19 protein-coding genes are annotated in these 21988 nt (G+C 65.2%); 16 read left to right on the top strand and 3 right to left on the bottom strand.

Going from position 1 to position 21988, the window contains the following annotated elements:
• Positions 1-78 precede the first annotated feature (78 nt).
• Positions 79-2256, top strand: coding sequence for a catalase/peroxidase HPI (katG, locus tag IE126_RS09495; RefSeq protein WP_189380806.1), 2178 nt, complete (start codon positions 79-81; stop codon positions 2254-2256).
• 67 nt (positions 2257-2323) lie between these two features.
• On the opposite strand, the gene IE126_RS09490 is transcribed toward katG, so the two are convergent.
• Positions 2324-2614 (bottom strand): DUF1330 domain-containing protein, encoded by a 291-nt coding sequence (locus tag IE126_RS09490; RefSeq protein ID WP_108129181.1) that lies wholly within the window; start codon positions 2612-2614, stop codon positions 2324-2326.
• On the bottom strand, positions 2611-3294 hold the full coding sequence (locus IE126_RS09485) for a GntR family transcriptional regulator (RefSeq protein ID WP_108129182.1): 684 nt from the start codon (positions 3292-3294) through the stop codon (positions 2611-2613). The genes IE126_RS09490 and IE126_RS09485 overlap by 4 nt, the downstream gene beginning before the upstream one ends.
• A gap of 103 nt (positions 3295-3397) precedes the next feature.
• Here IE126_RS09485 and IE126_RS09480 point away from each other — a divergent pair, with 103 nt between their 5' ends.
• From IE126_RS09480 to IE126_RS09435, 10 genes are all read left to right on the top strand, one after another.
• Entirely contained in the window at positions 3398-4000 is a 603-nt protein-coding gene (locus IE126_RS09480) for an amino acid synthesis family protein (RefSeq protein ID WP_054302855.1), read from the top strand.
• The gene (locus IE126_RS09475; protein ID WP_189380805.1) at positions 3972-4766 is read left to right on the top strand and encodes an alpha/beta fold hydrolase; all 795 of its coding nucleotides are present in this window, start codon (positions 3972-3974) and stop codon (positions 4764-4766) included. The genes IE126_RS09480 and IE126_RS09475 overlap by 29 nt, the downstream gene beginning before the upstream one ends.
• Positions 4763-5683, top strand: coding sequence for a flavin reductase family protein (locus tag IE126_RS09470; RefSeq protein ID WP_189380804.1), 921 nt, complete (start codon positions 4763-4765; stop codon positions 5681-5683). Before IE126_RS09475 ends, IE126_RS09470 begins: the two co-directional genes overlap by 4 nt.
• A gap of 3 nt (positions 5684-5686) precedes the next feature.
• Positions 5687-6724: an LLM class flavin-dependent oxidoreductase gene (locus tag IE126_RS09465; RefSeq protein WP_054302858.1), complete on the top strand. Its 1038-nt coding sequence runs from the start codon at positions 5687-5689 to the stop codon at positions 6722-6724.
• A 9-nt stretch (positions 6725-6733) separates the two neighbouring features.
• Positions 6734-8191: an aldehyde dehydrogenase gene (locus IE126_RS09460; protein ID WP_189380803.1), complete on the top strand. Its 1458-nt coding sequence runs from the start codon at positions 6734-6736 to the stop codon at positions 8189-8191.
• Between the two features lie 29 nt (positions 8192-8220).
• The gene (locus IE126_RS09455; protein WP_189380802.1) at positions 8221-9231 is read left to right on the top strand and encodes an ABC transporter substrate-binding protein; all 1011 of its coding nucleotides are present in this window, start codon (positions 8221-8223) and stop codon (positions 9229-9231) included.
• A gap of 70 nt (positions 9232-9301) precedes the next feature.
• Positions 9302-10138, top strand: a complete 837-nt coding sequence (locus tag IE126_RS09450; protein ID WP_189380801.1) for an ABC transporter permease — start codon at positions 9302-9304, stop codon at positions 10136-10138.
• Positions 10138-10938 carry an ABC transporter permease gene (locus IE126_RS09445; RefSeq protein ID WP_189380800.1) on the top strand — a complete coding sequence of 267 codons (801 nt, stop codon included), beginning with the start codon at positions 10138-10140 and terminating at the stop codon, positions 10936-10938. The genes IE126_RS09450 and IE126_RS09445 overlap by 1 nt, the downstream gene beginning before the upstream one ends.
• Positions 10935-12023 (top strand): ABC transporter ATP-binding protein, encoded by a 1089-nt coding sequence (locus IE126_RS09440; protein ID WP_108129188.1) that lies wholly within the window; start codon positions 10935-10937, stop codon positions 12021-12023. Before IE126_RS09445 ends, IE126_RS09440 begins: the two co-directional genes overlap by 4 nt.
• Positions 12024-12026: 3 nt before the next feature.
• Positions 12027-13469 carry an NAD-dependent succinate-semialdehyde dehydrogenase gene (locus IE126_RS09435; protein ID WP_189380799.1) on the top strand — a complete coding sequence of 481 codons (1443 nt, stop codon included), beginning with the start codon at positions 12027-12029 and terminating at the stop codon, positions 13467-13469.
• Positions 13470-13505: 36 nt separating this feature from the next.
• On the opposite strand, the gene IE126_RS09430 is transcribed toward IE126_RS09435, so the two are convergent.
• On the bottom strand, positions 13506-15929 hold the full coding sequence (locus IE126_RS09430; protein ID WP_189380884.1) for a GcvT family protein: 2424 nt from the start codon (positions 15927-15929) through the stop codon (positions 13506-13508).
• Positions 15930-16278: 349 nt separating this feature from the next.
• Between IE126_RS09430 and IE126_RS09425 the strand changes: the two genes are divergently transcribed.
• Genes IE126_RS09425 through IE126_RS09405 form a run of 5 tightly spaced genes read left to right on the top strand, consistent with a single transcriptional unit; the run spans position 16279 to position 21986 of the window.
• Entirely contained in the window at positions 16279-17328 is a 1050-nt protein-coding gene (locus IE126_RS09425; RefSeq protein WP_054302865.1) for a M29 family metallopeptidase, read from the top strand.
• The gene (locus IE126_RS09420) at positions 17328-18674 is read left to right on the top strand and encodes an acyl-CoA dehydrogenase family protein (protein WP_229825367.1); all 1347 of its coding nucleotides are present in this window, start codon (positions 17328-17330) and stop codon (positions 18672-18674) included. Before IE126_RS09425 ends, IE126_RS09420 begins: the two co-directional genes overlap by 1 nt.
• 3 nt (positions 18675-18677) lie before the next feature.
• A complete protein-coding gene (locus tag IE126_RS09415) occupies positions 18678-19967 on the top strand; it encodes an alpha/beta fold hydrolase (RefSeq protein ID WP_189380798.1) in 1290 nt (429 codons plus the stop codon).
• Positions 19964-20656: a TetR/AcrR family transcriptional regulator gene (locus IE126_RS09410; RefSeq protein WP_054302867.1), complete on the top strand. Its 693-nt coding sequence runs from the start codon at positions 19964-19966 to the stop codon at positions 20654-20656. The genes IE126_RS09415 and IE126_RS09410 overlap by 4 nt, the downstream gene beginning before the upstream one ends.
• Positions 20646-21986, top strand: coding sequence for a glutamine synthetase family protein (locus IE126_RS09405; RefSeq protein ID WP_189380797.1), 1341 nt, complete (start codon positions 20646-20648; stop codon positions 21984-21986). The genes IE126_RS09410 and IE126_RS09405 overlap by 11 nt, the downstream gene beginning before the upstream one ends.
• Positions 21987-21988 lie beyond the last annotated feature (2 nt).

Below are 21988 nucleotides of genomic sequence, written 5' to 3'. Positions count from 1 at the left end.
AGCGCCGGCCAGCCTTGGGGAACGGGATTCGGACCGACCCTGATGCAGCGGGCAGGAAGCCAGAAGTGGGAGAGCAAGATGGACGGAAACGACATGAACCCCGCCGGGAAATGCCCGGTGATGCATGGCGGGAACACCGAGACCGGCGCATCGGTCGTCAGCTGGTGGCCCAATGCACTGAACCTCGACATTCTGCATCAGCATGACAGCAAGTCCGACCCGATGGGGGCAGAGTTCAGCTATCGCGAAGCCGTCAAGACGCTGGATTTCGATGCGCTGAAAAAGGATATGCATGCGCTGCTGACCGACAGCCAGGACTGGTGGCCGGCGGACTGGGGGCACTACGGCGGTCTGTTCATCCGCATGGCCTGGCACTCGGCCGGTTCGTATCGCTTGGCCGATGGCCGTGGCGGTGGCGGCACCGGCAACCAGCGTTTCGCGCCGCTGAACTCGTGGCCGGACAACGCCAGCCTCGACAAGGCCCGCCGCCTGCTGTGGCCGCTGAAGAAGAAATACGGCAACAAGATTTCCTGGGCCGATCTGATGATCCTCGCCGGGACGGTGGCCTATGAAAACATGGGCCTGAAATCCTTCGGTTTCGGTTTTGGCCGCGCCGACATCTGGCACCCCGAGAAAGACGTTTACTGGGGTGCGGAAAAGGAATGGCTGGCGCCTTCGGACAATCGCTATGGCGATGTCGAAAAGCCGGACACCATGGAAAACCCGCTGGCCGCCGTGCAGATGGGCCTCATCTACGTCAACCCGGAAGGCGTGAACGGCAAACCCGATCCGCTGAAGACCGCCGCCCAGGTGCGCGAGACCTTCGCCCGCATGGCGATGAATGACGAAGAGACCGTGGCGCTGACCGCGGGTGGTCACACCGTCGGCAAGGCGCATGGCATGGGCAATGCCGCGCGGCTCGGCCCGGAGCCGGAAGCGGCCGGGATCGAGGCGCAGGGCTTCGGCTGGGCTAACCCCGACCAGAACGGCCAGGCCAACCGTGCCATGACCTCGGGCATCGAAGGCGCCTGGACCACGCACCCGACGAAGTTCGACATGGGCTTTTTCGAGATGCTGTTCGGCCATGAGTGGGAGCTGCGCAAATCCCCCGCTGGTGCCTGGCAGTGGGAGCCGGTCAGCATCCGCGAGGAAGACAAGCCGCTGGACGCCACAGACCCGTCGAAGCGCCATAATCCGATGATGACCGACGCCGACATGGCCATGCGCATGGACCCGGCCTACAACGCGATCTGCCAGAAGTTCATGGCGGACCCGGAGTATTTCAAAGAGACCTTCGCCCGTGCATGGTTCAAACTGACCCACCGCGACATGGGGCCGAAGGTGCGCTACATCGGGCCTGACGTCCCGGCCGAAGACCTGATCTGGCAAGATCCGGTTCCGGCGGGGTCGACCGGCTGGGATGTCGCGGCGGTGAAGGCGAAGATTGCCGCCTCCGGCCTGTCGCTGGCCGATATGGTCGCGACCGCATGGGACAGCGCCCGCACCTATCGCGGCTCTGACATGCGGGGCGGGGCTAATGGCGCCCGCATCCGTCTGGCCCCGCAGAAGGACTGGGCCGGGAACGAGCCGGCGCGTCTGGCGCGTGTACTGTCTGTCCTGGAGCCGATTGCCGCCGCAGCGGGCGCTTCGGTCGCGGATGTGATCGTGCTGGCGGGCAATGTCGGGGTGGAACAGGCGGCCCGGGCTGCGGGCCATGCCGTCGAGGTGCCCTTCGCACCGGGCCGTGGCGACGCGACCGATGCGATGACCGATGCCGAGTCCTTCGATGTGATGGAGCCGTTGGCCGATGGCTTCCGCAACTGGCAGAAGAAGGATTACATTGTCAGCCCCGAGGAGATGCTGCTGGACCGGGCGCAGCTTCTGGGCCTGACCGCACCGGAAATGACCGTGCTGGTCGGGGGGATGCGGGCGATGGGCACCAACCACGGCGGCACGGCGCATGGTGTGTTCACTGATCGCGTTGGCGCGTTGACCCCGGACTTCTTCGTCAACCTTACCGACATGGCCTATAGCTGGCATCCCGTCGGTTCGGGTGTCTATGAAATCCGCGACCGCAAAACCGGCGCGGTGAAATGGACGGCGACGCGGGCGGATCTGGTGTTCGGTTCTAATTCGATCCTGCGCTCCTATGCCGAGGTCTATGCTCAGGACGACAACGCCGGGAAGTTCGTGAAGGACTTCGTGGCCGCCTGGACCAAGGTGATGAACGCCGACCGTTTCGATCTGAGCGCCTGACAGGGCAACGGAAACATCAGGCCGGGCGCGTGCATCGCGCCCGGCTTTTCATTGTCGTTCAGACCGTTCAGCCGGGCAGGCCTTCAACAATGACCACATGCACCGTTGCCGCCCCTTCACGCCGGGCGCGGGCGGCCCGGTATTCCGCCGAGTCGTAGCAGGCGCGCGCATCCGCCAGGGTCGGAAATTCGATCACTACATGCCGGTCCAGCACCGGACCTTCGAGCACCTCGGAGGGACCACCCCGCGCCAGAAACCGTGCGCCGTGGGCGGTGAAGGCTGCCGGGGCCAATGCCTGATATCCGGCATAGGCATCCGGGTCCGTGACCGTCACATGGGCAATCCAATAGGCGCTCATCCCTGATCCTCCAGCAATTGCCGGGCGATTTCGGCCGCATCCCGCAGATGGGCGCGTACCGCGTCGGCAGCAGCTTCGGGGTCATTGGCGCAGATGGCGGCACAGATTCGCGCCATATGCGCGGGGCCGGAAATCCGACGGTCGGTTGTGGCCAGTGTCAGCGCCCGCAGCCGCGAGATACGGCTGTTCAGGCGCTGCACGATCTCCCATGCGATGTCATGCCCCGCGGAGGTGAAAATCACTTCGTAAAACGCTGTTGTAGCAGCGTAAAGTTTCTGCGGGGCCGCATCGGTGAAGGCGGCCTCAAGCTCTGCCAGCGCGGCGCGCAGTCTGTCCTTCACCGCCGCATCTGCGATGTCTGCACAGGCAGCAGCGGCATCGGCTTCCAGCAAGCGGCGGATATCATAGATCTGGCGTGCGCGCGTCCAGTCCAGCGTTGCCACGACCGGGCCGCTGCGGCCCAGCGTTTCCACCAGCCCCTCGGCCTCCAGATAGCGGATCGCCTCGCGCACCACGGACCGTGACACACCCAGCTGATCGCAGAGCGTGCGTTCCACCAGTCGGTCACCGCCGGTGAAGCGGCCGGTGATGATAGCATGGCGGAGCCGTTCAACCGCCAGCTCCCGCAGGGTGGTCGGTGAATGGGCGATGCGCAGGTCGTGTTCGGGTGTCTGATCCATGGCCGCAGATTAGACGCGCCCCGGTCTTCGCGCAAGTTGTTCTTGACATGTTGTATTATGGTATACCAACATACCATCACAACGAACCGGAGGGACTCAGGGCATGTCGGCGCAGATTCGCAAGACGCTCATCACCATCGAAACCACGCTGGTCGAAGGCGGCCGCGCCGCACCGCGTCCGCTGAAACTGATTGCGGCGGCGGCGGTGCTGAAGAACCCCTGGGCCGGGCGTGGTTTCGTCGAGGATCTGAAGCCGGAAATCCATGCCGTCGCGCCGGAACTGGGCGCGCTGCTTACCGGGATGATCCTGGATGCAGCGGGCGGCGCCGATAATGTCGAGGGCTATGGCAAGGCGGCAGTCGTGGGGCTCGACGGCGAGCTGGAACACGCCAATGCGCTGATCCACACGCTGCGCTTTGGTAATCATTACCGTCAGGCGCTCGCTGCCAGGACCTATCTGGCTTTCACCAATGTGCGGGGGGCGGCCAACTGCCCGGTGATGATCCCGCTGATGGACAAGAATGACGAGGGTCGCCGCTCGCACTACCAGACCATTCATTTTGCCATTCCCGATGCGCCTGCGGCAGATGAAATCGTCGTGGCGCTGGGGGCCTCGACCGGCGGGCGCCCGCATCACCGTATTGGCGACCGTTATCAGGATCTGAAGGATCTGGGGCATGATGTCTCGAACCCTGCGGCTGTCTGACGGTAGCGCGGTCCGGTTGCTGGAGGCCGGATCCGGCGCGGCGCTGCTGCTGATCCACGGCGTCGGCCTTCGGGCCGAGGCCTGGGGGCCGCAGATCGGGGCGCTGGCCGACACCGCGCATGTGATCGCGGTGGACATGCCGGGCCATGGCGGCAGCGACCCGCTGCCCGAAGGCGCGCGCCTGCCCGACTATGTCTCTTGGGCGGCGCAGGTAGTGGAGTCGCTGGCCCTTGGGCCGGTCGCGCTGGCGGGGCATTCGATGGGTGCGCTGATCGCCGGGGGCCTCGCGGTTGAACGCCCGGATCTCGTGCGCGGGGTTGCACTTCTGAACGGCGTGCATCGTCGCAGTCCCGAGGCGCGCGCGGCGGTCGAGGCGCGGGCGACGGAAATCGCGACCGGGGCCAACGGGATCGAGGTGCCTTTGGCGCGCTGGTTCGGGCCGGGGGACGAGGCGGCGCGCGATCAGGTTGCGGGCTGGCTGCGCAGGGTCGATGCGGCGGGCTATGCCGCCGCCTATCGCGCCTTCGCGGAAGGTGATGATGTCTATGCCGACCGCCTGTCGGCCATCCGCTGCCCGCTGCTGGTGCTGACGGGTGACGGAGATGCCAACTCGACCCCGGCGATGACCGAGGCGATGGCCGCCATGGCGCCGCAGGGCCGGGCGGTTGTGATTGCCGGTCACCGGCATATGGTCAACCTTACCGCGCCCGAGGCCGTGACGACCGAAATGAAACGCTGGCTTGCAACGACGGAGGCGCAGGCATGACCGGAACCCCGCTGGACCCCCGCGCGCTGCGCGACGCCTTCGGTTGCTTCATGACCGGGGTGACCGTGGTCACCGCCCTCGGGCCGGATGGCAAGCCCCTGGGCTTTACCGCCAATTCGTTTTCCTCGGTCTCGCTGGACCCGCCGCTGCTGCTGGTGTCGATCGCCAATGGCTCGATCAACCGCGCGGCATTTGAAGGCGCGCCGGGCTTTGCGGTGAATATCCTCGCCGAAGGGCAGAAGGATGTGTCCGCCACCTTCGCGCGTCCGGTGGAGGATCGCTTTGCCACCGTTTACTGGCGCAAGGGGCCGGTCGGATCGCCGCTGATCGCGGGGGTTTCGGCATGGTTCGACTGCACGCTGGAACAGGCGGTCTTGGCGGGGGATCACACTATTCTCATCGGCCGCATCGGCGGCTTCGAGGCCACGCCTGCGCCGGGGCTTGGCTATTACCGCGGCGCCTATGTCACCCCGGCCCAGACGGCGGCGCAACTGCCGACCGGGCCCGATGTCGTGATCTCGGCTATTCTGGAGGCGGGTGGCCAGATCCTGTTGATGGATGACGGGCAGGGCGGGCTGACACTGCCCACCGCGCGGGTGGGCCGCGAAGGTGTCCAGACCGCGCTTGCGCAGTTGATCGCCGCGACCGGGCTGACCGCAGCGCCGGGCTCGATCTACGCTGTTTACGAAGATGTCGCGCAGGGGCGGCAGCATATCGCCTTCCGCTGCGCCGCCGAGACAGGCCGCCCCGCACGCGGCGCTTTCGTTGACCTGACAGCCGAAGGCGTGGCCGACGTGACGGACCCGGCGATGCGCGTCATGCTGGAGCGGTTGGCCGACGAGGCGCGGATCGGCAATTACGGCATCTATTTCGGGACCCACGAACAGGGACGCGTGCAAAGGACCGGGGAAAGGTAACCCATGAAATTCTCACTTTTCATCCATATGGAGCGCGTCTCGGCCGAAGAGGACCAGAAGCAGCTTTACGACGAGATGATCGCGCTGTGCCGGATTGCCGACGAAGGCGGGATGCATGCCATCTGGACGGGTGAACATCACGGCATGAACTTCACCATCGCGCCCAATCCGCTGTTGAACCTCGTCGATCTGGCGCATCAGACGAAGAACGTGCGTCTGGGCACCGGCACAGTGATCGCGCCGTTCTGGCATCCGATCCGGCTGGCGGGCGAGGCGGCGATGGCCGACATCATCACTGGCGGGCGGCTGGAGCTGGGCATCGCGCGCGGCGCCTACAACTTCGAATACGAACGGCTGATGCCGGGGATGGATGCCTGGGGCGCTGGCGGGCGCATGCGCGAGCTGGTGCCCGCCATCAAGGCGCTGTGGCAGGGCGATTACGCCCATGACGGCGAATATTGGCAGTTTCCGAAAACCACCTCCGCGCCCTTGCCGATGCAGCAGCCGCACCCGCCGATCTGGGTGGCGGCGCGTGATCCGAACAGCCATGAATTTGCCGTCTCGCAGGGCTGCAACGTGCAGGTGACGCCGCTGCATCTGGGCGATGAGGAAGTGCAAAGCCTGATGGAGCGTTTCAACGCGGCCTGCGCCAAATTCCCTGAGATTGCCCGGCCCAGGATCATGGTCCTGCGCCACACCTATGTCGCGGACAGCGAGGCCGATGCGCAGCAGGGCGCGGAGGAGCTGAACATGTTCTACAACTACTTCGGCGCCTGGTTCAAAAATGAACGTCCCATCTCGATGGGTCTGATCGAAACGCTGACCCCTGAGGATGTCGCCGCCCATCCGTTCTATTCAGCCGAGGCGATGCGTAAGAACCAGATCATTGGCGAGGCGCCCGAGGTTATCGAACGCATCAAATCCTATGAGGCGATGGGCTATGATGAGTTCAGCTTCTGGATCGACAGCGGCATGAGCTTTGCACGGAAAAAGGCTTCGCTCGAACGCTTCATCCGCGACGTGATGCCCGCCTTCGCCTGAGGACAGACCATGGACCGTTTCCAGCATTATATCGACGGGCGTTTCGAGGATGCCGCGCAGGGGTTCGACAGCATCGACCCCGCGACCGGCACGCCTTGGGCGCAGATGCCCGCCGCCTCGGCCGAAGATGTGGGCCGGGCGGTGGTGGCGGCGGACCGGGCCTTTGGCGCCTGGGCCGCGACCACGGCGACCGCGCGGGGCAAGCTGCTTTATCGTCTGGCCGATCTGGTGCAGGAAGCGGCGCCGCGTCTGGCAGCGCTGGAAACCCGTGATACCGGCAAGATCATCCGCGAGACCAGCGCGCAGATCGCCTATGTCGCGGAGTACTATCGCTATTACGCAGGGTTGGCCGACAAGATCGAGGGCGCCCATCTGCCCATCGACAAACCGGATATGGAGGTCTGGCTGCGGCGTGAACCCGTGGGCGTGGTGGCGGCCATCGTGCCGTGGAACAGCCAGCTGTTCCTCAGCGCGGTGAAGCTGGGCCCGGCGCTGGCGGCCGGTTGCACGGTGGTCTTGAAGGCCAGTGAGGACGGCCCCGCGCCGCTGCTGGAATTTGCCCGACTGGTCGATCAGGCGGGGTTCCCGGCAGGAGTCGTGAATATTCTGACCGGCGGGCCTGAGGCGGGGGTGGCGCTGACCACCCATCCGAAGGTTGCCCATATCGCCTTCACCGGCGGGCCGGAGACCGCACGGCATATCGTGCGCGCCTCGGCCGAGAACCTGGCGAAAACCTCGCTGGAACTTGGCGGCAAGTCACCCTTCATCGTGTTTGACGACGCCGATCTGGACAGCGCGGCCAATGCGCAGGTGGCAGGCATCTTCGCGGCCACCGGGCAAAGCTGTGTCGCCGGTTCGCGCCTGCTGGTGCAGCGCAGCGTGAAGGATGCTTTCCTTGCGCGGCTGAAGGCCAAGGCAGAGGCGGTGGCCATCGGCGCCCCCGATGCGATGGCAACCGAGGTCGGCCCGCTGTGCACCGCGCGGCAGCGCGGCCGGCTGCACGGGCTGGTGACGGAAACGCTGGCGGCGGGGGCAAAGCTCGTGACCGGCGGGCAGATGCCGCAAGGCGCGGGCTTTTACTATCCGCCGACGATCCTTGATTGCTCCGACGTGCCCGATGCGCCTTCTGTCAGGCAAGAACTGTTCGGCCCGGTCCTATCCGTCGTCACCTTCGATACCGAGGCCGAGGCGCTGCGCCTGGCCAATGACACCGCCTATGGCCTTGCCTCGGGCGTGTTCACCCGCAGTCTGACGCGGGCGCACCGGATGATCCGCGGTATCCGCGCCGGGATCGTCTGGGTGAATACCTATCGCGCCGTTTCTCCCATCGCGCCTTTTGGTGGCTACGGTCTTTCCGGCCATGGCCGCGAGGGCGGGCTGGCGGCGGCGCTGGACTACACGACGGTGAAGACCGTGTGGCTGCGCACCTCGGACGATCCGATCCCGGACCCGTTCGTCATGCGCTGAAAACTGAAAACACAACAGGGAAGAATGCCATGAAGAAAACGATGTTCGCGCTGGCCGTCGCCAGCGCCCTGACGGCGCATGCCGCCATGGCCGAGGATATGGTCTTCACCTCCTGGGGCGGCACAACCCAGGATGCGCAGGCCGCCAACTGGGCCCAGCCCTTCACCGAGAAAACCGGCACTGGTGTGATGCAGGACGGGCCAACCGACTATGGCAAGATCAAAGCCATGGTCGAGGCGGGTGCCGTGACCTGGGATGTGGTCGATGCGGAATTTGACTGGGCGCTGCAAGCGGGGAAGCAGGGCCTGTTGGAGCCGCTGGATTTCACGGTGATCGACAAGGCGAAGCTCGACCCGCGCTTCGTGTCGGATTACGCGGTGGGCTCGTTCTATTATTCCTTCGTTCTGGGCTGGAACCCGGCAAATTTCAGCGATGCGCAGCCCGCCACGCTGGCCGATCTGTTCGACACCACCAAATTTCCCGGCAAGCGGACCTTCTACAAATGGTCGGCCCCCGGTGTGATCGAGGCGGCGCTGCTGGCCGATGGCGTGGCCCCGGATGCGCTCTATCCGCTGGATCTGGACCGGGCGTTTGCCAAGCTGGATACCATCAAGTCCGATATCATCTGGTGGGAAGGGGGCGCGCAGTCGCAGCAGCTTCTCGCCTCCGGCGAGGCGCCGATCGGCTTCTTCTGGAACGGTCGTCTGGCTGCGCTGCAAGCCGATGGCATGCCGGTCGGCATCAGCTGGGACCAGAACATTACCGCCGCCGACGCGCTGGTCGTGCCGAAGGGCACCGCCCACAAGGACGCCGCGATGAAGTTCATCGCCCAAGCGACCAGTGCGGAGGGGCAGGCCGCCTTTGCCGCCGCGACCGGCTATGCGCCCGTTAACCTCGGGTCGGCCGATCTGATGGACCCGGCGGTTCGTGCCACGCTGCCCGATGCGCAAACGGCGGTGCAGGTGAATGCCGACATGGCCTATTGGGCCGAGCACCGCGACGAGATCGGCAACCGCTGGTATGCCTGGCAGGCACAGTAACGCCTGACCGCCCGCCCGGATGCCCGCCGTGCGCATCCGGGCCCTGTCCCGACTTTCTGGAGGTTCTGCAATGCTCTCCGCCACTTCCGGCGGCCGCGGTTCGGGGTTTGGCTTCGCCATGCCCGCGATCCTGCTGCTGCTGGCTTTCTTCGTCATCCCCGTCGCATTCCTGCTGATGCGTTCGGTGACCGAGCCTGCGCCGGGCTTGCAGAACTATGCGACCCTGCTGGGCAGCACGACCTATGCGAAGATCTTCTTCAACACCTTCTTCGTGGCAGGGGTGGTGACGGCCATCACCGTGCTGATCGCTTTCCCCGTTGCCTGGGCACTGGCCATCATGCCCGCCCGCTGGTCGGCGGTGATCTTTGCTGTCATCCTGCTGTCAATGTGGACCAATCTGCTGGCCCGCACCTATGCCTGGATGGTGCTGCTGCAACAGACGGGCCTGATCAACCGTATGCTGAAGGCCATAGGGCTGATCGACCAGCCGCTGCAACTGACCAACAACCTGATCGGGGTGACCATCGGCATGGTCTATATCATGCTGCCTTTCATGATCCTGCCGCTGCTGGGGGTGATCAGGAAGATCGACCCGGCCATCCTGCAAGCCGCCGCGCTGTGCGGTGCGACCAAGGCGCAGGCCCTGCGCCGGGTGTTGCTGCCGCTGGCAGGGCCGGGGCTGGCCTCTGGCGGGCTGATGGTTTTCGTGATGTCGCTGGGCTATTTCGTCACCCCCTCGCTTCTGGGCGGCACCGCCAACATGATGCTGGCCGAGTTGATCGCCCAACAGGTGCAAAGCCTTGTGAACTGGGGCATGGGCGGCGCGGCAGCCTTCGTGCTGCTGGTCGTCACGCTCGGCCTTTATGCCGTGCAACTGCGGTTCTTCGATCAGGCGGAGGCGCGCTGATGCTTCTGGATTTCGACAAGCTGGGCGCGTGGAAATGGGCGCTGTCGGCCATCTGTGCAGTGATGGCGCTGTTTCTGCTGCTGCCGATCCTGTTCATCGTGGCGCTGTCTTTCGGATCGTCCCGCTGGCTGATCTTTCCGCCACCGGGCTGGACGCTGAAATGGTATGAGGAGCTGTTCGCCGATCCGCGCTGGATCGGGGCGGCGCTGACCTCGGCCAAGATCGGGGTCATCGTCATGGTGCTGTCGGTGGTGCTGGGGTTGCTGGCCTCGATGGCGCTGGTGCGCGGCACCTTCCGGGGCCGGGCGGTGCTGCGTGCCTTCTTCCTGACGCCGATGGTGCTGCCGGTGGTCATCGTCGCCGTGGCGCTTTACGCGGCCTTCCTGCGGTTGGGGCTGAACGGCACCTTGCCCGGTTTTGTCATCGCACATCTGATCGTGGCGCTGCCTTTTGCCATCATCACCATCTCCGGCGCGCTGGAAACCTTCGACCCGTCGATCGAGGATGCCGCCATCCTGTGTGGCGCAAGCCCGTGGGAGGCGCGGCTGCGTGTCACCCTGCCGGGCATCCGTCATGGCCTGTTCTCAGCCGCGATCTTTTCCTTCCTCATCTCCTGGGATGAGGTGGTGCTGGCGATCTTCATGGCCTCGCCCTCGCTTCAGACGCTTCCCGTGAAGGTCTGGACGACGCTGCGGCAGGATCTGACGCCTGTGATCGCCGCCGCCTCCACCCTGCTTGTCGCGCTGACGGTGATCCTGATGATCGCCGCCGCCCTGATCCGCAAAGGCAAATCCGAATGACCACGCCCTTCCTGCACATCAACGGCATCCGCAAGACCTATGGCGATGTCGTGGCGACCGATCATGTGGAGCTTTCCATCGCGGAAGGCGAGTTCATGACCTTCCTCGGCCCGTCGGGTTCCGGCAAGTCCACCACGCTATATATTCTGGCAGGCTTTCAGGATCCGACGGCGGGCGACATCCGCCTGCGCGGGCAGTCGATCCTGCGCACGCCTTCGCACAAGCGCAACATCGGCATGGTGTTCCAGCGCTATACCCTTTTCCCGCATCTGAGCGTGGGCGAGAACGTCGCCTTCCCGCTGCGCGTGCGCCGGATGGGGCAGGCCGAGGTGGCAGCAAAGGTGAAGCGCGCGCTGTCACTGGTGAGGCTGGACGGGTTCGAGGACCGGATGCCGGCCAGGATGTCGGGCGGCCAGCAGCAGCGCGTGGCCCTTGCGCGGGCGTTGGTCTATGATCCTCCGGTCCTTCTGATGGACGAGCCGCTTTCTGCGCTGGACAAGAAGCTGCGCGAGGAAATCCAGTTCGAAATCCGCCGCATCCATCAGGAAACCGGGGTGACCATCCTTTACGTCACACACGATCAGGAAGAGGCGCTGCGCCTCTCGGATCGCATTGCCATCTTCAACCGTGGCAAGATCGAACAGGTTGGCACTGGGCCAGAGCTTTACGCCAATCCCGCCACGCATTTCGTGGCTGATTTCATCGGGGACAGCGCCTTTCTTTCGGGCCGTCTGGCCTCATTGAAGGGTGGCCGCGCTGCGATCCGGTTCGAGGGTGGGCAGCAGATCGTCGACGTGCCGCTGCATGGTGCGGGACAGGAAGGGCAGGCGGCCGATCTGATGCTGCGCCCCGAGCGGATGGAATTGACCCCGGAGGCCGGACCGGCGGGCGCCTCGCTGCCGGTGACGGTGCAGGACATCACTTTTCTCGGCAATTGCACTTCGGTCGCGGCGCGCACCGACTGGGGCGATGCGCTGACCGTGCGGCTGAACTTCGGTCATCCGCTGGCAGGCCGCGTGGCGCGCGGTGACCGGCTCAACGTGCGCTGGTCGCCCGAGGCCGCCCACGCCTTTGTGCGGGGGTAAACGATGCGGCTGAGCGATCCGACATTGCTGGAAACCCGCGCCTTCCTCGCCGGGGTCTGGGTGCAGGGCGGAAGCCGCATCGCCGTGCGCGACCCTGCGCGCGGCAGCCTGCTGGCCGAGGTGGCGGATTGCACGCGCGCTGACGCTGCGGCGGCCATCGCGGCGGCGCGGGCGGCGCAACCCGGCTGGGCCGCGCTGACCGGCAAGGAACGTGCGGCACTTCTGCGGCGCTGGCACGATCTGGTCATCGCCAATGCCGACGACCTTGCCGCGATCCTGACTGCCGAGATGGGCAAGCCGCTGGCCGAGGCGAAGGGCGAGATCCTCTATGGCGCCTCTTACATCGAATGGTTCGCCGAGGAAGCGAAGCGGCTTTACGGCGAGATCATCCCCGGTCATCAGCGGGACAAGCGGCTGTTGGTGATCCGCCAGCCGATCGGCGTGGTGGCCGCGATCACGCCCTGGAACTTCCCCAATGCCATGATCGCCCGCAAGCTTGCACCTGCTCTGGCGGCAGGCTGCACCATCGTGGCGAAACCGGCGGCGGAAACCCCGCTGTCGGCACTGGCGCTGGCGGTGCTGGCCGAACGCGCCGGGCTGCCGAAGGGCGTGCTGTCGGTCCTGCCGTCAATCGATGCGGTCGGGTTGGGGCTGGAGTTCTGCGAAAACCCGGCGGTGCGCAAGATCAGCTTCACCGGTTCGACCAACGTGGGCCGCATCCTGATGCGGCAGGGCGCGGCGCAGATCAAGAAACTGTCGCTGGAGCTTGGCGGCAACGCCCCCTTCATTGTCTTTGATGATGCGGATCTGGAGGCGGCGGTGCAGGGCGCGCTGGTGGCGAAGTTCCGCAACGCCGGGCAAACCTGCGTCTGCACGAACCGTATCTATGCGCAGGCCGGTATCCATGATGCCTTCGTCGCGCGCCTGTCCGAGGCTGTGGCGGCCCTGCGGGTCGGCCCCGGCGATGAGGCAGGCAGCGAGATCGGGCCGCTGATCTCCGTCGCCGCACTGGCCAAGGTTGAAGCGCATCTGGTGGATGCCCGCGCAAAAGGCGCGGTCGTCACCACCGGCGGCGCGCGGCTGGAGGGCACCTTCTTCCAGCCTACCGTCCTTTCCGGCGTCAGGGCGGAAATGCAGATTGCGCGCGAGGAAACCTTTGGCCCGCTGGCCCCGGTCTTCCGGTTCGATACCGAGGCCGAGGTGATCGCCGCCGCCAATGACACCGAATTCGGGCTGGCATCCTACGTTTTCACCCGTGACCTTGGCCGGGTCTGGCGGGTGATGGAGGCGCTGGAATACGGCATGGTCGGGGTGAACACCGGCCTCATCTCGACCGAGGTGGCGCCTTTCGGCGGCATCAAGCAATCGGGTCTGGGTCGCGAGGGCAGCCGCCACGGGATCGAGGATTACACCGAGTTGAAATACGCCTGTCTCGGGCTGTCGTGAACCCTTGTGGCGGGCGTCGGTGGCGCCTGCCAGGGTTCAGCCCGTGCCGCGCAGGCGCTTGCCATCGGGGTCGAAGGGCGGTTCAGCGAGAACCCGCGCGGTATGCGGACGGCCAAGGATCGCCACATGGACCGTGTCACCGGGCTGCGTCATCCCTGCCTTCAGATAGGCGATGGCCAGTGACTTGCCGACGGAATAGCCATAGCCGCCGGAAGTCACCTGCCCGACGGGCGTGCCGTCGGTCAGAAATATCGGCTCCCCGCCTGTGGCATCGGCATCTGCCGCGTCGATTTCCAGCATGGTCATCACGGCGCGGGGGGCGTGACCGGCAATGCTCTGCCACGCCGCCTTGTTCAGGAAGTCCTTGTCAGCCCTGATCAGCCGGTCCAGCCCGCTTTCCTGCGGCCAGTATTCGGGGCTGTAGTCCCGGCCCCATGAGCCGTAACCCTTCTCGATCCGCAGGCTCATCAGCGCCCGGCTGCCCACCGGACCGGCCCCGACGGCGCGGCCAGCGTCCAGCAGCGCGGCGTAAAGCCGCGTCTGGTCGGCCTCGGCGCAGTGCAGTTCCCACCCCAGATCGCCGGTAAAGCTGACGCGGATCGCCACGCAATCCACCCCCGCCACGCTGATGCGGGCCGAACGCATGAACGGGAAGGCCGTGTCCGACAGATGGGCCCCGGTCAGCCCCGACAGCAGATCGCGCGCCTTTGGTCCGGCGACGTTGAAACCGCATATCGCCTCAGTCCGGCTTTCGAAACGGGTGCCTTCGGGCAGCGGTATCTGACGGAAGAACCGCAAATGAAACCGTTCGGCCATGCCGGAGCCCACGATCAGGAATTCCTCTGCCCCGAGCCGGGTGACGGTGAAATCGCCCGCGATGCCGCCCCGCCGCCCGATCAGCGGCGTCAGGCAGGACCGCCCCACCGCCCTGGGCATATGGTTGGCGAACAACGCGTTGAGCCAGTCCTCGGCCCCCGGCCCGGTGACGCTGTATTTCGCGAAGTTCGAGATGTCGATGATCCCGGCGCGCTCGCGCAGCATCCGCGCCTCGCGCCCGACCGGCGCCCACCAGTTCTGCCGGGTGAAGCCGCAGGTCTCATGATCCGGCTCGCCCTCGGCGGCAAACCACAGGGGATGCTCCCAGCCGTAGTTCAGCCCGAAGATCGCGCCCATGTCCTTTTGCATCGCGAAGGCCGGGCGCGTGCGGACCGGGCGGCCCGCAGCGCGTTCTTCATTCGGGAAGTGGATCTTGAAGCGGTGGGAATACTGATCTTCGACCCGCGCTTTGGTGAAAGCCCGCCCCGCCCAGTGGCCAAAGCGCGCCATGTCCCAGCCGAACATATCGAGCGAGGGCTCACCCTCGACGATCCATTCCGCCGCGAGCTTGCCCAACCCCCCGGATTGCGAAAACCCGGGGATGATGCCGTTGCAGCAGAAATAGCCGGTCAGTTCCGGCACCGGGCCGAACAACGCCGCGCTGTCGGGCGACCAGATCATCGGGCCGTTGATGACGCGCTTGATACCCGCCGCGCCCACTGCGGGCACGCGGTCAATGGCGCGCATCATATTCGGCTCGATCCGTTCCAGATCGTCGGCGAAAAGCTCGTGGCCAAACCCCTGCGGCGTGCCGTCCTCGGCCCAGAACTTCATGTTCTTTTCATAGGCGCCGACCAGCAGGCCAAGCCCTTCCTGCCGCAGGTAATATTCGCCGTCGCGATCCGCGACCGAAGGCAGGCGGCGGCCCAGATCCGCGATGGCGGGGATGGTTTCGGTGACGAAATACTGATGTTCCGTCGGGATCAGTGGCAGTTCGACCCCCGCCATCCGCGCCACCTCGCGCGCCCAGAGCCCTGCGGCATTGACGACCCAGGGGCTGCGGATGTCGCCCTTGTCGGTGCGCACGATCCAGCTGCCGTCGGGCTGCGGTTCCGTCCCGGTGACGGGGGTGAAGCGCATGATTTCCGCCCCCATCTGGCGGGCCCCTGCGGCATAGGCCATGGTCACGCCCGATGGATCGACATTGCCGCCGTCGGGTTCATACATGATGCAGCGGATGCCGTCGAAATCGACCAGAGGATGCAGACGCTCGGCCTCGTCCCGGCTGATTTCGTGAAAATTCATTCCGTAGCGGCGGGCCTTGGCCGCCTGAATGCGGAGCTGGTGTTCCCGCGCCTCGGTCTGTGCCAGATACAGCGAACCGGGCTGGAAGATGCCGCAACCCTGACCCGTCTCGGCCTCAAGCTGCTTGTAAAGCGTCATCGTGTAATGCTGAAGCCGCGAGATATTGGTGACATCATGCAGCCCGTGGATATTCGCGGCCGCATGCCAGGTGGAGCCGGAGGTCAGCTCTGACCGTTCCAGCAGGATGACATCGCGCCAGCCAAGCTTCGCAAGGTGATAGAGGATCGAACAGCCGATGAGGCCGCCGCCGATGACGACGGCTTGGGCGTGGGTCCGCATTTTGTGGTCCTTGTGGGTCATGTCGGTCATTCCGGGCTTCGTCTCCGGCGCTGGTCACTGCGTTGCGGCAGGAGGGGCGGCCTCTGGCGCGCGGGCGGGGACGGGTTGTTGCTATGTTCCATCGCATCTTGCCCACGCACCGTCGCGCGGTTCAGCGACGCCAGCCTTTGCCATCCGCGGCAGCATTTTGCCCGAGATCTGTCAGCTCCAATCTGCCATGGCGCTGAATTTTCGACGTTTTTAATATTTTCGAAAATTCTGTTGACAGAATCCGGGCTGCGATAAAATCTTAACTACAGAGTTAAGAAATTCGCGCGAACGCGAATCGTCAACAGGGAATGAGGAACCGATGCTTCAGGAACGCATCGAGGGGAAATGGCTTGCCTGTTTCCGGCGCGTCTTCGCGCTGAACGGGATCGGGCAGGGCACACCCGTCGCCATCCTTTCGGAAACCCAGTCGCGGCCGGTGCTGGTGCATCTGTCGGAACTGGCCGCCTATGATCTGGGGGCGGATTTCTGCATGATCCAGATGCCCACCCCGGTGCAGACCGCGCCGGTCCCGGTCAAATCCACCGGCACCTCTTGGGCGATCCAGGGCAATCGCGCGGTGATCGAGGCGCTTAAACGCGTCGAGGTGATTGTGGATTGTACGGTCGAGGGGCTGATCCACGCCCCGGAATGGCCGGAGATCGAGGAGGCGGGGAACACCCGCCTGCTGGTCATCACCAACGAACACCCCGAAATCCTGGAACGGACCGAGCCGAAGGCCGAACACGGGCCGAAGGTGCAACTGGGTATCCAGATGCTGCGTGAAGCGTCCGAGATGCGGGTGACCTCGGCGCTTGGTACTGATCTGACGGTGGATCTGCGCGGCGCCCCCTGCGGCGGTACGGCGGGCTTTGGCACCACACCCGGCGCGGTGGCGCACTGGCCGGGCGGCCTGTGCCTCGCCTTTCCCGGCAGGAATGCGGTCAACGGTCGCATCGTCATGGGGGTCGGTGACATGAACCTGACCTTCAAGACTTACCTGACCAGCCAGATCGACTTCACCATCGAGAATGATTTCGTCACCGCGATCCGGGGTGACGGCATCGATGCGTTGCATTTCCGCGAATACATGGAAGCCTGGGACGACCGTAACGCCTATGGCATGAGCCATGTCGGCTGGGGGATGCATCCCGGTGCGCGCTGGATCTCGGCGGCGATGTACGACAAGCGCGACATGCAGGCGGTGGAATTCCGCGCGCTGGCCGGGTCTTTCCTGTGGTCCACCGGGGCCAATCAGTATGCGGGGCGCTACACGCTCGGCCATTTCGATCTTCCGATGAGGAACTGCACCATTGCCCTCGACGGGCGCGTCGTCGTTCGCGACGGCGTTCTGCAAGGAGAGCTTGCCTGATGACCGACCAGAGTGCGATCACCGCCCACCCGCCCATGAGCGACCCGGCCGATTACTATGACATCAGCCGCATCCGCCCCGTTGTGCTGGAAAAGCTGCGCCGGGTGAATGAGCTTGGCGCCACGAAATTTGCCGCCCGCGCAAGGGCGGTGGATGACGAGGCCAGCTTCCCGGTGGAAAACTACCGTGATCTGGCGGAGGAGGGCTTTCTGGGTCTCTGCATCCCCGAGGAATATGGCGGCTGGGGCTTTTCCATGTGGGAATATGCCATGGTCGGGGCTGAGATCGCCAAATACTGCGGGGCGACCGCGCTGACCTTCAACATGCACAATTCCTCGATGGCCTGGTCGCGGTTCATGTTCGACATGCCGAACCTGACGCCCGAGGAAAAGGCGGCCTTCGCCCCGCTGCGCGACCGCCAGTTCCGCCGTGCCATTGCGGAACGGGCGATCTTCTCGCAACCGATCTCCGAGGGGGGGCAGAACTGGACCTCGAAACCCAACCAGACCCAGTGCCGCAAGGTGGATGGGGGATGGCGCATCAACGGGTTCAAGAAGTTCGCTTCGCTGGCAGGCTATTGCGATTACTACACCATCGTCTGCACCGAGGTGTTCGAGGGGGTGGAGCCGCGGCACGAGGACACGATGCTGTTCGTCGTCCACAAGGATGCGCCCGGCCTCAGCGTGAAGGGCGAATGGGATCCGCTGGGCATGCGCGGCACCAATTCGCGCGACCTGATCCTGAAGGATGTCTTCGTCACCGGGGATGATCTGCTGATGCCGCGCGGCATCTTCGGCAAGACGCTGCCGAACTGGCCTCACATGATGGCGACGCTGTCGCCCACCTATATGGGCGTCGCGCAGGGGGCGTTTGATTTCACGGTGGCCTACCTGAAGGGCAAGGTGCCGGGCCAGCCGCCCATCGACCGTCGCATGTATGCGACAAAGCGCATTGCGGTGGGCAAGATGTATGCCCGCCTTGCCAATATGCGCGCCCTCTGGTGGCAGGCGTTTACCGAAGCGAAGGGCTTTCCCACCAAGGGTGAGGTCATGCGCATGTATGCCGCACAGTATAACGTGATGGAAGGCGCGGCCGAGATGACTTCGATGGCTATTCGCACCTGCGGCGGGCAGTCCATGCTGCGCAGCCTGCCGCTGGAGCGGATGTATCGCGACAGCCGCTGCGGGGCGCTGATGCTGCCCTATACCTCTGAAATCATGGAGGACTATCTTTCGATCCTCACCCTCTACGACATGGACGAGATCGACACCGCGCCGGGCGACGAGGGCGGTGCCCGCAACTCGCTGTGGCGGGGGGATTCCGGCACGCTCAGGGCGCTGCGCTAGACCATGCCGCGCGATCAGGTCCATGTGCATGGCCATGTGCCGCTGCCGCCAGAACAGGTCTGGCAGGTGGCGGGCGATTTCTGCGCCGCCTGGCATCCGGCGATCCGCGAGATCGTCGTCGAACGCGATACCCGTGGTGCTTTGATCCGGGCGATCAGGGTTCATGGTGAGGATACGCTGTACCGCGAACAGCTCACCTATCGGTCAGACAGCGACCGGGTGCTGGGCTATACCCATCTTGAGGGCATCGCCGGCTGCGAGGCCTATGACGCCCGCTTTTCGGTCGCCCCGGCAGAAGGCGGCGGGTCCAGCGTGCTGTGGACGGCGGCGATCCGGGCCCCCGCCGTGCGGCTGGGCCAGATTGCCGAAGGTACGCGGGCGGTGTTCGAGGCTGGAATTGCCACGCTGGCGGTGCTGCGTGTGGCCCCGGCTCCCGCTGTGCAACCGCTGCCTCACCCGATGGGCAGCACCTCGATGATGGTGGATGATCTGCCCCGGCTGGCATTGTCGGTCACGCCTGAAACCGGCAGCCGCATGCTCTGCCTGTTCCTGCATGGCATCGGCGGCGCGCGCGGTAACTGGCTGCCGCAACTGGGTCAGGCAGGGCGGCTGATGCGGGCGGCGGCGCTGGATCTGCGCGGTTATGGCGACAGCACGCTCGGTCCACGGCAATCCACCGTCGACGATTACTGTGCCGACATCCTGCGCCTGCGCAGCGTTCTGGGTGCCGACCGGCTGGTGCTGGTGGGGCTGTCCTATGGCTCGTGGATCGCGACCTCCTTCGCGATGCGCCACCCGGAGCTTCTGGCCGGGCTGGTCTTGTCCGGAGGCTGCACCGGCATGTCCGAGGCGGGACCGGAGGAACGCGAGGCGTTCCGGCTCAGCCGTGAGGTGCCCCTGAACGCGGGTCAGGTGCCTGCCGATTTCGCGCCGGCGGTGGTGAAGGTTCTGGCGGGGCCGGAGGCTGATGAGGCGACACGGCAGGCGCTGCATGCCTCGATGGCGGCCATTCCCGCCGCCACTTATCGCGATGCGTTGGTCTGCTTCACCAACCCGCTGGAGCGTTTCGATTTCTCGAAACTGACCATGCCGGTTCTGCTGATGACGGGAGAGCATGACCGCCTGGCGCCGCCTGCCGAAATCCGCGGCATCGCGGGCCGGATCTGGGATCAGGCGCCGCATCCTTCGGTTCAGTTCGAGGTGATCGCCGGGGCAGGCCATGTCTGCAACGTGGAATGCCCCGAAAGCTACAGCCGCATCCTCACCGGCTTTCTGGAGGCGCTGCCGCGATGACCGTCCTGTCCCGCCGCGAACAGAACCGGATCGACCGCGAAAGGCGCATTCTCGATGCGGCGCTGAAGGTCTTTGCCGAAACCGGCTATTCCGGCGCGACGATGGATGCGGTGGCCATGGCGGCGGGGCTTTCGAAGCCGACGCTTTACCAATACTTCGCGTCGAAAGAGGCGCTGTTCTCGGCCATGATGCTGGGCAAGCGCGACCGGATGCTCGATGTCTTTGAACATCCGACCGAAGAGGGCATGGTCAACGACCTGCTGGAGTTTGCCTGGGACTATGCCGACACGGTGATGCGCCCGGACCTGCTGTCACTTGCACGGCTGATCATCGGCGAGGTGCAGCGCTTTCCCGAGATCGGCCGGGCCTATCAGGCCTCTGGCCCCGATCATGTGCTGCAAGGGATCATGGCCTATCTCGTGCGGCGGCGTGACGAGGGGCGGCTGACTTTCGAAGATGCCGAACTCGCCGCGCAGGATCTGTGGGGCCTGATCCTTTCAGCCCCGCGGACGCAGGCGCTTTACATGCCGGACGCGGCGCCGACCCAGGCGCAGCTGGCTCGCTATATCCACAACGGCCTGCGGGTTTTCCTGCGCGCCTATTCGACCGATCCGCAAACCGATCTTCATCAACTAGAGGCGCTGACAGGCGCCCGACCGCTTCCGACAGGGGAACAGGATGACGCTTGAAGACTTCCTTGCCGATCCCGGCAGCCGCTTTGCCACGGTGGCCATGGCCGATACGAACGGGCTTTTGCGGGGCCAGATGGTTTCGGCCCGCAGCCTGAAAGGGATCGCGCAGAACGGCATGGGCATGGCTCCGGCCCAGCTTGCGCTGGATCCGACCGACGAGATGCTGATCATTCCGGGCGTGAATGATGACAGCGGGGATTTTCACGACGATCCGCTGCAACTGGACCCGGCCTCGGCGCGCAGCCTGCCATGGTCGAAGCCGGGGCATGATCTGCTGGTGTTGTCCAACTACACCGGAGCGTCAGCCGCGATCTGCCCGCGCGCGATCCTGAAATCGGTGCTGGCGCGGGCGGCGGACGCCGGGTTCTTCCCGAAATACGGGATGGAACTTGAATATACGCTGTTCGACGAAACCCCGGAAAGCGCGCGTGCCAAGGGATACCGAAACCTCAAGACCGCGACGCCACATGCCAGCCATGACCTGATCCTCTATCAGGTCATGCAGACGGAATGGTATGAGGCGCTGGCCGCGATCTGTGAACCGCTGCGCATCGACCTTGCCAAGATGCACGAGGAAATCGGCGCCGGTTTCATGGAAGCCTGCATCGGGGCGGGCGAGGGAGTGGAGCCTGCCGACCAGATGGTGCTGCTGAAGAACTTTGTCCGCGCGCTGGCGCTGCGGCAGGGGCGCAGCGTCACCTTCATGCCGCGCTGGAACGAACAGGCCGACAGCCAGTCCATCCACCTGCATGTCAGCCTGAAGGGGGACGATGGCCGGGCGCTGTTCCATGACCCGGCAGCGCGGCACGGCATGAGTGCGACCTTCCGCCAGTTCATGGGCGGTTTGCAGAAATATCTCGGCGACATGACGCTGATTTTCCAGCCCACGGTGAATTCCTATCGCCGCTTCGCGCCGGGCACCTTCGCGCCGCCCGGCCTGACCTGGGGGTACGAAAACCGCACGACCTGCCTGCGGGTGGTAGGCCATGACGCGGGCAGCCTGCGGGTGGAGAACCGCCTGCCCGGCGCCGATACCAACCCCTATCTTACCACCGCCGCCACACTGGCCGCAGGCGTTGCCGGTATCCTTGAAGGGCTGGAACCCGACCCCGAAACCATCGGCTCCGGCTATGCACAGGAAGCGCCGCGCGATTTTGCCCGCTCGATGCCCGAGGCGATCTCGCGGCTGCGCGGCTCTGCCTTCGCGGCCGACTGGCTGGGCCCGCGCTTTGTCGAGGCTTTCACCGCCACGCGCGAATGCCAGTACGATGCCTTCCGCCGCAAGGTTCCCGATGTGGAACTCGAACGCTTTTTCGATCTGGGCTGAGC

Source organism: Gemmobacter nanjingensis (assembly GCF_014652195.1).
In the GTDB taxonomy this organism is placed as follows: Bacteria; Pseudomonadota; Alphaproteobacteria; order Rhodobacterales; family Rhodobacteraceae; genus Gemmobacter; species Gemmobacter caeni.
The sequence above is the reverse complement of the archived record's forward strand: the minus strand, read 5'-3'. Positions and strand labels throughout refer to the sequence as shown.